This window comes from Kitasatospora sp. NPDC114501, assembly GCF_055633695.1.
The window spans coordinates 111,804-124,170 of sequence record NZ_JBVKDS010000008.1 but is presented as its reverse complement, the minus strand read 5'-3'; the positions used below and the strand labels follow the sequence as shown (position 1 = coordinate 124,170).

The 12,367-nt window shown below is 71.0% G+C and carries 9 protein-coding genes; 3 read left to right on the top strand and 6 right to left on the bottom strand.

Annotated elements, in window-relative coordinates:
• The first annotated feature begins 658 nt into the window (after positions 1-658).
• Together ACZ7RU_RS16670 and ACZ7RU_RS16665 are read left to right on the top strand one after the other, a co-directional pair.
• The gene (locus tag ACZ7RU_RS16670; protein ID WP_470341675.1) at positions 659-1,648 is read left to right on the top strand and encodes a LuxR C-terminal-related transcriptional regulator; all 990 of its coding nucleotides are present in this window, start codon (positions 659-661) and stop codon (positions 1,646-1,648) included.
• A complete protein-coding gene (locus ACZ7RU_RS16665) occupies positions 1,638-2,648 on the top strand; it encodes a helix-turn-helix transcriptional regulator (RefSeq protein WP_470341674.1) in 1,011 nt (336 codons plus the stop codon). The genes ACZ7RU_RS16670 and ACZ7RU_RS16665 overlap by 11 nt, the downstream gene beginning before the upstream one ends.
• Positions 2,649-2,928: 280 nt before the next feature.
• Here ACZ7RU_RS16665 and ACZ7RU_RS16660 read toward each other — a convergent pair whose 3' ends face one another.
• The 6 genes from ACZ7RU_RS16660 to dnaK all read right to left on the bottom strand — a co-directional run bounded on the left by ACZ7RU_RS16660 (position 2,929) and on the right by dnaK (position 9,684).
• Positions 2,929-3,546 carry a hypothetical protein gene (locus tag ACZ7RU_RS16660; protein WP_470341673.1) on the bottom strand — a complete coding sequence of 206 codons (618 nt, stop codon included), beginning with the start codon at positions 3,544-3,546 and terminating at the stop codon, positions 2,929-2,931.
• Positions 3,547-4,120: 574 nt separating this feature from the next.
• On the bottom strand, positions 4,121-5,116 hold the full coding sequence (locus tag ACZ7RU_RS16655; RefSeq protein ID WP_470341672.1) for a hypothetical protein: 996 nt from the start codon (positions 5,114-5,116) through the stop codon (positions 4,121-4,123).
• Positions 5,117-5,309: 193 nt separating this feature from the next.
• Positions 5,310-5,840, bottom strand: coding sequence for a heat shock protein transcriptional repressor HspR (locus ACZ7RU_RS16650; RefSeq protein WP_470341671.1), 531 nt, complete (start codon positions 5,838-5,840; stop codon positions 5,310-5,312).
• 7 nt (positions 5,841-5,847) lie between these two features.
• On the bottom strand, positions 5,848-7,008 hold the full coding sequence (gene dnaJ, locus ACZ7RU_RS16645; RefSeq protein ID WP_470341670.1) for a molecular chaperone DnaJ: 1,161 nt from the start codon (positions 7,006-7,008) through the stop codon (positions 5,848-5,850).
• 223 nt (positions 7,009-7,231) lie between these two features.
• Entirely contained in the window at positions 7,232-7,849 is a 618-nt protein-coding gene (gene grpE / locus ACZ7RU_RS16640; protein ID WP_470341669.1) for a nucleotide exchange factor GrpE, read from the bottom strand.
• Positions 7,846-9,684 (bottom strand): molecular chaperone DnaK, encoded by a 1,839-nt coding sequence (gene dnaK / locus ACZ7RU_RS16635; RefSeq protein ID WP_470341668.1) that lies wholly within the window; start codon positions 9,682-9,684, stop codon positions 7,846-7,848. The genes grpE and dnaK overlap by 4 nt, the downstream gene beginning before the upstream one ends.
• A gap of 319 nt (positions 9,685-10,003) precedes the next feature.
• On the opposite strand from dnaK, the gene ACZ7RU_RS16630 reads away from it, so the two are divergent.
• Positions 10,004-12,229 carry a (Fe-S)-binding protein gene (locus ACZ7RU_RS16630; RefSeq protein ID WP_470341667.1) on the top strand — a complete coding sequence of 742 codons (2,226 nt, stop codon included), beginning with the start codon at positions 10,004-10,006 and terminating at the stop codon, positions 12,227-12,229.
• The last annotated feature ends 138 nt before the right edge of the window (positions 12,230-12,367 follow it).

Below are 12,367 nucleotides of genomic sequence, written 5' to 3'. Positions count from 1 at the left end.
GGGCACCCCGGCGGGCCGGCCGCGCAGCTCAGGAGCACGCCGCCGGTGCAGGAACGCGCACGGCCGGGGGCCGCCGACCGTCGACCCGAGATGGGTGGCGGGCGGCGCCGACTCCCGCCGCCCGGCCCGGTTCCACCGGAATCCACCCCACCGGCCGAACCGCCGCGTCCGCACCGGGATGCAGATAGCTGCAATTGCGCGAACATGCACTCGGGCGGCACTTGTCCACCGGCCGTCACGCTGTGAGGGTGGAGGCACGTCAAGTCGTCCAGGCACCGCAGCCTGATGGTGGCGACTGGCTCTTCGACTGACCGCGGGTGCGACACGTCTCGCGCCGGCGGAACGGGGGAGCGAAGAGCGCCGGCCGGGGGCCATGTGTGGTGATGACCTCCTGCCGGACCCGTCGAGGCGTTGCTGCTCCGCCTCGACGGGAGCGCCTTGGCATTGGCGTACCGACGGCGGCCCCCGGGTGATCCGGCGTGCGACGGCACCCGGACCCGGGGCCCGCCGTCCCACCCGGTACCGTGACCGCCTGATCCATGGTCACGCCGTACCGGCCCACCGGTACCGTGAGCCCGCCCGGCCCACCGGTGCCGTGGCCCGCGCGGCGGGGAGCGCGGGCAGCACCAGGCGAGGCGTCCGGCAGGGAGAGTGCGACGTGACGGCGGAACCGGCGGTCACACCGCAGCACGGGCCGGTGGGCGAGGAGCCCGACGAGGCCGCGCGACAGCTCTACCTGGCCATCATCGCCGCGGGCGGCCGCGTCCCCACCGGCGAGGTCGCGGACGTCGACCGGGACGCGCTCCAGCAGCTCATCGACATCGGCCTGTTGATGGTCAACCGGATGGACCGCTGCTACACCGCGGTCAGCCCCCGCTCGGTCAGCGACCGCCTCGGCGCCGAACTGCGCAGCGAGGCCACCAGGTTGCTGGTCCGCGCGGAGAACCTGCCGGGCGCCCTGGACGGCCTCACCCGGGCCTACGACGCGATGCCCCGCCCGACCGACCGGGCCGGCGGCGCCGTCCACGTCGAGGGGCACGTCCACATCCGCCAGCGGATCTCCCAACTGGTCTCCGACTGCCGCTCCGAGGTCCTCACCGCGCAGCCCGGCCACCGGCCCGCCGACATGCTCCAGGTCGCCGTGCTCCAGGACGTCCAACTGCTCCGGCGCGGCTGCTCGCTGCGCACCATCTACCAGCCGGTCGCCCTCGCCGACCCGCCCGCCCTCGCCTACGCCGAGGAGGTCACCCGGCACGGCTCGCTCATCCGGGTGCTCGACGAGCCCTTCCAGCGGCTGATCGTCTTCGACCGGTCCGTCGCCGTGATCTCCGCCAACGACGACAACAGCACCGCCGCCTTCATCACCGACCCGGCCACCATCACCTACCTGGTCGGCACCTTCGAACGCGACTGGGCCCGCGCCGACACCGCCGAGGCCGCCGCCCTCGGCCAGGCACCCGCCCGCACCGTCCCCGACCGGGTCGGCCGGCTGCTCGCGCGCGGCCTCACCCAGCGCGCCGTCGCCACCCGGCTGGGCCTGAGCGAACGCACCGTCGCCGCCCACATCTCCCGGCTGCGCGACCGCTACGGCGCCCAGACCCTCTTCCAGCTCGGCTGGCTGATGCGGGGCGCCCGCGATGACCGATGAGCCGGGCCCGGCCGAACGGGCCCTCTACCTCGCCGCCGTCCGGGGCGGCGGGCGGCTGCGCCCCGAGGACCTCGCCCCCGCCGACCGCCCCACCCTGGCCGCCCTCGTCGCCCGCGGCCTGCTCACGCCCACCGCCACCGGCTGGACCGCCGCCAGTCCGCGCGCCGTCGGCGACCGGATCGGATTCCACCTGCGCACCCGCGCGGTCCGCCTGCTGCAGTACGCCGAGCGGCTCCCGGACGCCCTGGGGCCGCTGGCCCGCGCCTACGACGCGGCCCGCCACCCGGGGGCGGGCCCCGGCTCGCCGTCCGTCTGCCCTCCGACCGCCGACACCGGGGCCGCCGGCAGCAGCGCCGTCGACAGCAGGGCCGTCGATTCCGGGGCCGGCACCGTCGACGACGTCGCCGAGGTCCGCCGCCGGATCGCCGAGCTCGTCTCGGAGTGCCGGCAGGAGGTCCTGGCGGCCCAGCCCGGGCCGCGTCCGGTCGAAGGCCTCCGGACGGCCCTCGCCCAGGACCTCTCGCTGCTCCGCCGCGGCTGCTCGCTGCGCACCGTCTACCAGCCGGTCGCCCTCGCCGACCCCGCCGTGCGGAGCCAGGTGGCCCTGCGCACCGGACAGGGCGCCCAGGTCCGGGTCCTCGCCGAACCGTACGAGCGGGTACTGGTCTTCGACCGCGCGGTGGCCGTCATCCCCGCCGACGAGGAGCGCGGCCGGGCGGTCTTCCTCACCGATCCCACCACCGTCGCCTACCTGGCCGCCCAGTTCGAACGCGACTGGGCCCGCGCCACGCCCGCCGCCCGCCACCTCGACCCGCCGTCCGTCACCACCGTGCGGATCGGCCGGCTGCTCGCCCGCGGCCTCACCCAGCGGGCCGTCGCCACCCGGCTGGGCGTGAGCGAACGCACCGTCGCCGCCCACATCTCCCGGCTGCGCGACCGCTACGGCGCCCGCACCCTGTTCCATCTCGGCTGGCAGCTCCGGGGCGAGCGCCATGACTGACGGACCGGCCGGCGCTCCGGCGACCGCTGGAACTCCGGCTACTGGAACCCGGGCCGCTGGTAGCGGAGCCGGCCGACCGTTCGCCCGCGGGCTCACGCGGCGGGCGGACGGTCGGCCGGACGGGCTGAGCGGGCCCGCGGCGGCCGGTCGCACCGCCCGGCCGCAGGAGCCGTACGGCGCGGAGGCGCTGTTCCGAAGGGGGCCGGCGGATGCCGGGAGTCCGGGCGGGGGAACCCGGGAGGGGGAGTCCGGGAGGGGAGGTCCGGTGGTTACTCGCCGCTCAGCCGGTGGCGGCACCGGTCGGCCAGTAGCCGGGGACCGGGGGCGACTGCCGGGGGACGTTGAACTGCTCGCCGGGGGCGGTCCAGAAGCCCTCGCGCAGGGAGAGCGCCATGCCGGCCCAGTCCAGGGCGGTCTCGACCGTGTGGTTGAGGGCCTCCTGCGACCAGGTGTCGTCGAAGACCAGCGGCAGGACGGGGGCGACCTGCTCGATGGTGGCGATCAGCGGGTTGTGGGTGATGGCCTCGTCGACGAGGAGGACGATGGGCTTGCGCAGCGCCGACGCCCAGCCGAGCTCCAGGCTCACGCCGGCCGAGAGCGGGGCCCCGACGTAGGCGAACACCAGGTCCGCGGACTGCAGGGCGCGGAAGTCGGAGGGGACGCGGGGCTCCGGAGCGCGGCCGGAGATGGTCCAGGCGTCGCTGTGGTGCGCGCTGTACACGGCGGCACCGCTGCGGAGCAGGGTCGTGCGGAGCGTCGTCAACCGCGTCCGGCTGGCGAGCGTCACCACACTGTCGGCCGGCCCGGTCAGTCGCATCAGCGGGGCGGCCAGGAACACACGTGCACGCCGACCCTCAGGGGCCTGGCTGTCGTGGTGACGCAGGTAGGGCTCGGTCATGTCGACTCCGGGGAAAGGCCGACCGGGTTGCGAAGTGGTGCCGGTGGGCGCTGAGGACGGTGGATTTCCAGTCTGGGGACTGAGGAGATCTGGCAGATATTTGACGGTACAGCGGCAAGTTCGCTATCCGTGCTGGGACCATTGGGAGCGAACTGATCGTCTATCAGTGCACGCGGCCCCGTCCAGCGTCCCGCCCTGTCATCTGGATGCCTGGCAGAGAGATGACGCTCTGGTCGAGGTGAGGGGGGATGGCACTCTCGCGGAACGTACGGCATCATGTGGACGCTAGTGCTATTGATTCAGTCCACAGTGTTAGAGAGTGGGAGGGTGGGTCCGTGTCTGTGCGTCGACTCGTCTGCAAGGCTGCGCTTCCGATCCTCATCGGCATAGCGGTGTTGACCGGAGTCTCCGTCTCCTCCGACAGCGGGCAGTCCGCTGGTACCACCCGTGCGGTGGAGGCTGTCGCGGACGACCTCCACTGGGGTTGATTCCCGCCGATCGACTCGATCGGGACAAGGCGGACAGCCGGGGTGAGCCTGCCGCGCCGGGCGGGGCGGGCTTTCGACCGCTGCCCTCAGCCCAGGTCCGGTCTCGACGACCGGCCGAGCGCGTAGCCCAGCTGGAACAGGGAGTCGACGTGGTACTCCTCCCGTAGCTCCGCGATGTGGCGGGCGAGCGTCCGCTCGCTGATTCCGAGCCGACGCGCGATGACCCGGTGGTTCGTTCCGGCGAGCATCAGGTCGATTATCGTCTGGCGCAGTCTGGACACCACCTGTTGCGGGACGGACCGGTCCCCGTCGAATTCGAGGGCCCGGTTCCAGCTGCGTTCGAACACCTCCTCGATGAGGAAGTTGACGATGGCCGGGTCGTGGATGAACGCGGCCAGGTCGTCGTCCACCACCGGGATCACGGCCAGCTTGCGGTCCACGATGATCAGCCGGGCGTACGGCTCGTCCAGGGTGCGGAACTGCCACCCCGCCTCGGTCAGCTTCGCGACGTAGTCCCGGGTCGGCTGGTGGTAGCGGGTGCTCGCGTTGTAGATCGTCCGCATGGACGCGCCGTGCTGGAGAATCTCCAGGTCGCGCGCCAGGAATGACGTGAGCATTTCCGCCGGCCGGGGACCGCCGGGCTGCATGGCCAGCCCCTCCATGACTCCCGCGGCGGCCGACTGCTGAAGTCTCTGATTAATTCGCGCTTTCCCGTGGATGTATTCGATGGCGCCGCCCGTGGTGTCCGGGGCGTGAAATGCCTCGGCGAGTTCGCTGAGATCGCCGGGAAGCGTCACTGCTTTTGACAGCAGATCAAGGGCCTGGCGCTGCCAGGTCGAACTCAGACTATGGGCGAGCTGCGTCGGATCCACGGCGAGCAGTTCGCCCGGTTCGTCGCTGTCGGGTATGAGAAGTCCCAGCTTCAACAATTCGTCGAGGGCGGGGGAGCCGGCGGCCGGGCACGCGCTCTTGGTGAGACGACCGTTCTCGTTCACGGCCTGCAGGTAGAGCTTTCGGGCGCCCTCGGACAGGACGCGCGATCCGCTGGATGATGCAGCCCCCGCGTGCTCTCGCCCACTCATCTCGGCTCCTAGTGTTGACCGGGAAGTAGTCAACGCGACTGTCGTCTTCTGTGGCAAGAATCCTAGGCGGCGCGAACCGGGTGCCCTGCCGCCCGCAGATCGACCGCGCCGGCCCGGCAGAGCACTCTCTCACCACACGGCAGCCGCCGGCACCCCCCGGGAGGAGGGGCCGGCGGCTCGGTGCGTACGACGGTCAGCGCCTGGGGCGCCAGACGACGAGGGCGCTGGACTGCGGGGTGGGGGGCTGGTACGGGACGAGGTCGCGGCGGTAGGAGGCGTGGACGGCGGCCTCGCGCTGCTGGAGCGCGGCGGCGGCGCCCTCCAGGGAGTCGACCAGTTCCGCGACGCGGGACTGGAGGGCGGTGACCTGGTTCTCCAGCTCGATGATCCGCTTGATGCCCGCGAGGTTGATGCCCTCGTCCTGGGAGAGCCGCTGGACCTCGCGCAGCTGCTGGATGTCGCGCGCGGAGTAGCGGCGGCCGCGGCCGGCGGTGCGGTCGGGGCAGACCAGGCCGAGGCGGTCGTACTGGCGCAGGGTCTGCGGGTGCAGGCCGGACAGTTCGGCGGCCACGGAGATGACGTACACCGGGGTGTCCTCGGTGAGGACGTACGGCGGCGGGCCCGCGGCGGCCCGGCGGGCGCGGCGGGGGCCGGCGCCGGGCAGGCCCTCGCCGAGGCCCGGGCCGATCGGGGTGTCGGGGTCGATCGGGTTCATCGGGGACATCTGGTCGTCACGCTCCCTTCGCCGCCCGGAACAGGGCGGCGCGCGGATCGTCGGAGGCGGTGGCCTCGCGGTACTGCTCCAGGGCGCTCAGCGCGTCACCGGTGACGTGCTGGGGCACCACGACCTCGACGGTGACGAGGAGGTCGCCGCGGGTGCCGTCCTTGCGGGTCGCGCCCTTGCCGCGGGCGCGCATGGTGAGGCCGTTGGCGCTGCCCGGGGGCAGCTTGAGCTTCACGGCCGGGCCGTTCAGGGTGGGCACCTCGATGGTGGCGCCGAGCGCCGCCTCGGGGAAGGCCACCGGGACGGTGACGGTCAGGTTGTCGCCCTTGCGCCCGAAGACCGGGTGCGGGTCGACGTGCACGGTGACGTAGAGGTCGCCGGGCTGGCCGCCGCGCTCGCCCTGGGCACCCTTGCCCTTGAGCCGGATGCGCTGGTCGGCCTGGACGCCGGCCGGGATCCGGACCTGCATGGTGCGGGCCGAGCTGGCGCGGCCGCTGCCGTGGCAGTCGGGGCACGGGTCGTCGACGATCATGCCCCGGCCGCGGCAGTCCTTGCACGGCTCGGAGAGCGCGAAGGCACCCTGGCCACGGCTGACGGTGCCGGCGCCGACGCAGGTCGGACAGACCCGCGGGGTGGTGCCGGACTTGGCACCGGTGCCGTTGCAGCCGCGGCAGGGGGCCTGGCTGGTCATCCGCAGCGGGACGGTCGCGCCGTCCACCGCCTCCTCGAAGGAGAGCGTCACCTCGGTCTCGACGTCGGCGCCGCGCCGGGGCTGGGCCTGCCGGGTGCCGCCGCGGTTGAACAGGCCGCCGAAGACGTCACCGAGGCCGCCGCCGCCCTGGGCGCCGCCCTGGCTGCCGCTGAAGAGGTCGCCGAAGTCGAAGCTGTAGCTGCCGGCGCCACCGGGGCCGCCGGCCCGGAAGCCGCCGTTGGCGAAGAGGCTGCGGGCCTCGTCGTACTCCTTGCGGCGCTTCTCGTCGGAGAGGACGTCGTACGCCTCGGAGATGTCCTTGAACCGCTCCTCGGCCTTGGCGTCGCCCTTGTTGGCGTCGGGGTGGAACTCGCGCGCGAGCTTCCGGTAGGTCTTCTTGATCTCGGTGGCGGTGGCGTCCTTGGGCACGCCGAGGACCTTGTAGTAGTCCTTCTCCACGTAGTCCTTGCCGCTCATGCGTCCACCTCGCTGCGCTCGGCAGCCGCTGAGCGGTACACGCGCCCCCCGATGGTTCGCCCGCTGCGCTCGCTCACGGCTTCCGCCACCTCCCGATGTCCATCGTCACTGCGCTGTCAACCGCCGGTGAAGAGACGGCGGTTGACAGCGCGCTGCGGAGCCGGCCGCCGTACTGGCCGGCGTACGACTCCGCAGCGCACTGGTTGTCAGCTGTCACAGGTTGTCAGCTGTCCGAGTCACCGTCGGACTTGTCCGTGTCGGCGGGCTTCGCCTCGGTGCCCGGGGACGCCTGGCTGCCGGGCTGGGGCTCCGCGACGGCCACCATCGCCGGGCGGATGATCCGCTCGCCGATGCGGTAGCCGGGCTGGAGGACCTGCACACAGGTGTCCTCGGTGACGTCCGAGGAGTAGCTGTGCATCAGCGCCTCGTGCATGGTCGGGTCGAAGGGCTCGCCCTCCTTGCCGAACTGCTGGAGGCCCAGCTTGGCGACGACCGTCTCCAGCGACTCGGCGACGGACTTGAAGCCGCCCGTGACCTCGCCGTGCTCGCGGGCGCGGCCGATGTCGTCCAGGACCGGGATCAGCGACTCCAGGATGTTGGAGACGGCGATCTCGCGGACGGTCAGCCGGTCGCGCTCGACCCGCTTGCGGTAGTTCTGGTACTCGGCCTGGAGGCGCTGGAGGTCGCCGGTGCGCTCGGTGAGCTCCCGCTTGGCGGCGGCGAGGTCGTCCGAACCGGACTCCCCGGCGCCGGCCGCGGCGGCCTCCTCGGCAGCCTTGATCACGGCCTCATCGGCGGCGGAGTCGTCGCCGGGCTTGCCGCCCTGCGGCTTGTCCGTCATGCCGCACCGCCCTTGGGCTTCTCGTCGTCCACGATCTCGGCGTCGACGACGTCGTCGTCCTTGGCCTGGGCGGAGTCACCGGCGGCGGCACCGGCCGGGGCGTCGGCGTTGGCGTACAGCGCCTGGCCGAGCTTCTGCGCGGTGGTGGAGACCTTCTCCGAGGCCTCGCGGATCTTCGCGATGTCCTCGCCCTTCAAGGCCTCCTTGAGCTCGCCGATGGCGGTCTCGACCTCGGTCTTGACGTCGCCCGGCAGCTTGTCGGCGTTGTCGGCGATGAACTTCTCGGTCGAGTAGACGAGCTGCTCGGCGGAGTTGCGCGTCTCCACGGCCTCGCGGCGCTTGTGGTCGTCCTCGGCGTACTGCTCGGCCTCGCGGCGCATGCGGTCGACCTCGTCCTTCGGCAGCGAGGAGCCGCCGGTGACGGTCATCTTCTGCTCCTTGCCGGTGCCGAGGTCCTTGGCACCGACGTGCATGATGCCGTTGGCGTCGATGTCGAAGGTGACCTCGATCTGCGGCAGGCCGCGCGGCGCCGGCGGCAGGCCGGTCAGCTCGAACATGCCGAGCTTCTTGTTGTACGCGGCGATCTCGCGCTCGCCCTGGTAGACCTGGATCTGCACGGACGGCTGGTTGTCCTCGGCCGTGGTGAAGATCTCGGAGCGCTTGGTCGGGATCGTGGTGTTGCGCTCGATCAGCTTGGTCATGATGCCGCCCTTGGTCTCGATGCCGAGGGACAGCGGGGTGACGTCGAGCAGCAGGACGTCCTTGACCTCGCCCTTGAGGACACCGGCCTGGAGCGCGGCGCCGATGGCGACGACCTCGTCCGGGTTGACGCCCTTGTTGGCGTCCTGGCCGCCGGTCAGCTCCTTGACGAGCTCGGCGACGGCCGGCATGCGGGTCGAGCCACCGACCAGGACGACGTGGTCGATCTCGGAGAGCGAGATGCCGGCGTCCTTGATCACGTTGTGGAACGGGACCTTGCAGCGCTCCAGCAGGTCCGCGGTCAGCTGCTGGAACTGGGCCCGGGTGAGCTTCTCGTCCAGGTGCAGCGGGCCCTCGGCGGAGGCCGTGATGTACGGCAGGTTGATCGAGGTCTCGGAGGACGAGGACAGCTCGATCTTGGCCTTCTCGGCGGCCTCGCGCAGACGCTGCAGGGCCATCTTGTCCTTGGACAGGTCCACGCCGTGGCCGGCCTGGAAGACCTTGACCAGGTGGTCGACGACGCGCTGGTCCCAGTCGTCACCACCGAGGTGGTTGTCACCGTTGGTGGCCTTCACCTCGACGACCCCGTCGCCGATCTCCAGCAGGGAGACGTCGAAGGTGCCGCCGCCGAGGTCGAAGACCAGGATGGTCTGGTCGTCCTTGTCCAGGCCGTACGCGAGGGCGGCCGCGGTCGGCTCGTTGACGATGCGCAGGACGTTGAGGCCCGCGATCTCACCGGCCTCCTTGGTGGCCTGGCGCTCGGAGTCGTTGAAGTACGCCGGGACGGTGATGACGGCGTCGGTGACGGTCTCGCCCAGGTACGCCTCGGCGTCCCGCTTCAGCTTCTGCAGCACGAAGGCCGAGATCTGCTGGGGGTTGAAGTCCTTGCCGTCGATGTTGATCTTCCACCCGGTGCCCATGTGGCGCTTGACCGAGCGGATGGTGCGGTCCACGTTGGTGACCGCCTGGCGCTTGGCCACCTCGCCGACCAGGACCTCGCCGTTCTTGGCGAAGGCGACGACGGACGGCGTGGTCCGAGCGCCCTCGGCGTTCGTGATGACGGTGGGCTCGCCACCCTCCAGAACGCTGACGACCGAGTTCGTCGTACCGAGGTCGATGCCGACCGCGCGTGCCATCGTAAATACCTCCACGGAAGAGTTGAGCTTTACAGGCTCAAGGATGCACGACCCGGGGGACGGCGTCAACAGGTATGAGTGTCGGTCGCTCAACTTTGCTGAGCTGATCGCGCGACCGGAGCGCCCCCGCACCCCGCCACGCCGTGGCGGGGTGCGCCCACGTGACTGCCGCCATAGCTTGGGAATCTTCTGGAGAACTGTTGCCCACCGGTAATGTCCGGGCCGTCGGCCCGGCAAGTTACCGACCAGTACAATCAGTCCGAAGACCGTAGAACCGCAGAGCCTGCCCAACCGCAAAGCCGCAGGAGACGGAGAGCCGATGCAGCTAGCAGCGATCGTCATCTCGCTGGTCACGTTCGTGATCGGCACCGCGCTCGCCGCCCGTGCGGCGCTGTACATCTTCAAGGTGGTCCGCACCGGTGCGCCGGACTCCACCCGCTTCGGGCAGCCCGCCCAGCGGGCGAAGACCCTCGCGACCGAGTTCGTCGGCCACACCAGGATGAACCGCTGGGGGATCGTCGGCATCGCCCACTGGTTCGTCGCGGTCGGCTTCTTCAGCCTGGTGCTGACCATCGTCAACGCCTTCGGCCAGCTCTTCGACGCGGACTTCGCGCTGCCGGTCATCGGCCACTGGATGATCTGGCAGCTCTTCGTCGAGCTGATCGGCACCCTGACCACGCTGGGCATCCTGGTCCTGATCGTGATCCGGCTGATGAGCCTGCCGTCCAGGTCCGGCCGCAAGTCCCGGTTCGCCGGCTCGATCGCCTGGCAGGCCTTCTACGTCGAGTACACGATCCTCGGCATCGGCCTCTGCATCCTGATGCTGCGCGCGCTGGAGGGCGCCCTCAACGGCGTCGACTCGTACGGCCCGGAGCACCTGGTCTCGTACCCGCTGGTCTCCGCGCTGAGCGGCCTGTCGCACGGCACGCTGGAGAACCTGATCTACCTGTTCGCGATGCTGAAGATCTGCATCTCGTTCGCGTGGGCGACCACCATCGGCCTCAACCCCTCGATGGGCGTGGCCTGGCACCGCTTCCTCGGCTTCTTCAACATCTACTTCAAGCGCGAGGAGGACGGCGGCACCGCGCTCGGCGCCCTCCGTCCGATGACCAGCAACGGTCAGCCGATCGACTTCGAGGACCCGGCCGAGGACGCCGTGTTCGGCGTCTCCCAGGTCGAGCACTTCTCCTGGAAGGGCATCCTCGACTTCTCCACCTGCACCGAGTGCGGCCGCTGCCAGTCGCAGTGCCCCGCCTGGAACACCGGCAAGCCGCTCTCGCCGAAGCTGCTGATCATGAGCCTGCGCGAGCACGCCTACGGCAAGGCGCCGTACCTGCTGGCCGGCGGCGGCAAGGACATGGAGGGTGAGGAGAAGGCCACCGCCGAGCAGCTGAAGGACGTCCCGGCGGCCGCCCTGGCCGAGGCCGAGCGCCCGCTGATCGGCACCGCCGAGGAGAACGGCGTCATCGACCCGGACGTGCTGTGGTCCTGCACCACCTGCGGTGCCTGCGTCGAGCAGTGCCCGGTGGACATCGAGCACATCGACCACATCGTCGACATGCGCCGCTACCAGGTGATGATCGAGTCCTCGTTCCCGACCGAGGCCGGGACGATGCTCAAGAACCTGGAGAACAAGGGCAACCCGTGGGGCATGGCCACCAAGGCCCGCCTGGACTGGGTCAAGGAGCTCAAGAAGGAGACCGGCATCGAGGTACCGGTGATCGGCGAGGACATCGACCCCGCCGAGGTCGAGTACCTCTACTGGGTCGGCTGCGCCGGCGCCCTGGAGGACCGCGCCAAGAAGACCACCAAGGCCTTCGCCGAGCTGCTGCACACCGCGGGCGTGAAGTTCGCGATCCTCGGCAAGGAGGAGTCCTGCACCGGTGACTCCGCCCGCCGCCTGGGCAACGAGTTCCTGTTCCAGATGCTCGGCGCACAGAACGTGGAGACGCTGAACGCGGCCCTGGAGGACGCCCCGGTCAAGCGGATCGTGGCCACCTGCCCGCACTGCTTCAACACCATCGCCAACGAGTACCCGCAGCTGGGCGGCCACTTCGAGGTCATCCACCACACCCAGCTGCTCCAGCACCTCATCGACGAGGGCAAGCTGATCCCGGTCAACCCGGTCGAGGGCCTGATCACCTACCACGACCCCTGCTACCTGGGCCGCCACAACAAGGTCTACAGCCCGCCGCGCGAGATCATGGACAAGGTCCCCGGTCTGCGCCAGCAGGAGATGCACCGCCACAAGGAGCGCGGCTTCTGCTGCGGCGCCGGCGGCGCGCGGATGTGGATGGAGGAGCGCATCGGCAAGCGGATCAACACCGAGCGCGTGGACGAGGCGCTGTCGCTCAACCCGGACATCGTCTCCACCGCCTGCCCGTTCTGCCTGGTGATGCTCTCCGACTCGGTCAACGGCAAGAAGAACGAGGGCGCGGCCAAGGAGCACCTGAAGGTGGTCGACGTGGCCCAGCTGCTGCTCGACTCGGTGAAGGCCGTCCCGCCGGCCGACAACGAGGAGCAGCCCGCGACGGTGGACGCGTAACGGCCCCCGCAGAGCCCGCTGTTCGACAGTTCTGCTACAACTGCCCGGCCCGGTGGACGCCGCGAACGCGCCCGCCGGGCCGGGCTTTTGGACGGCCCGGACGGCCTGTGCCGGTACGGCGGGCGTACGGGGAGTGAC

What these genes read in the sequence shown, in the direction of transcription:
- ACZ7RU_RS16665 (WP_470341674.1), top strand. Translation starts at nt 1,638, where the DNA reads ATGACCGATGAGCCGGGCCCGGCCGAACGGGCCCTCTACCTCGCCGCC.
- dnaK (WP_470341668.1), bottom strand. Translation starts at nt 9,684, where the DNA reads ATGGCACGCGCGGTCGGCATCGACCTCGGTACGACGAACTCGGTCGTC.
- ACZ7RU_RS16630 (WP_470341667.1), top strand. Translation starts at nt 10,004, where the DNA reads ATGCAGCTAGCAGCGATCGTCATCTCGCTGGTCACGTTCGTGATCGGC.
- dnaJ (WP_470341670.1), bottom strand. Translation starts at nt 7,008, where the DNA reads ATGAGCGGCAAGGACTACGTGGAGAAGGACTACTACAAGGTCCTCGGC.
- ACZ7RU_RS16660 (WP_470341673.1), bottom strand. Translation starts at nt 3,546, where the DNA reads ATGACCGAGCCCTACCTGCGTCACCACGACAGCCAGGCCCCTGAGGGT.
- grpE (WP_470341669.1), bottom strand. Translation starts at nt 7,849, where the DNA reads ATGACGGACAAGCCGCAGGGCGGCAAGCCCGGCGACGACTCCGCCGCC.
- ACZ7RU_RS16655 (WP_470341672.1), bottom strand. Translation starts at nt 5,116, where the DNA reads ATGAGTGGGCGAGAGCACGCGGGGGCTGCATCATCCAGCGGATCGCGC.
- ACZ7RU_RS16650 (WP_470341671.1), bottom strand. Translation starts at nt 5,840, where the DNA reads ATGTCCCCGATGAACCCGATCGACCCCGACACCCCGATCGGCCCGGGC.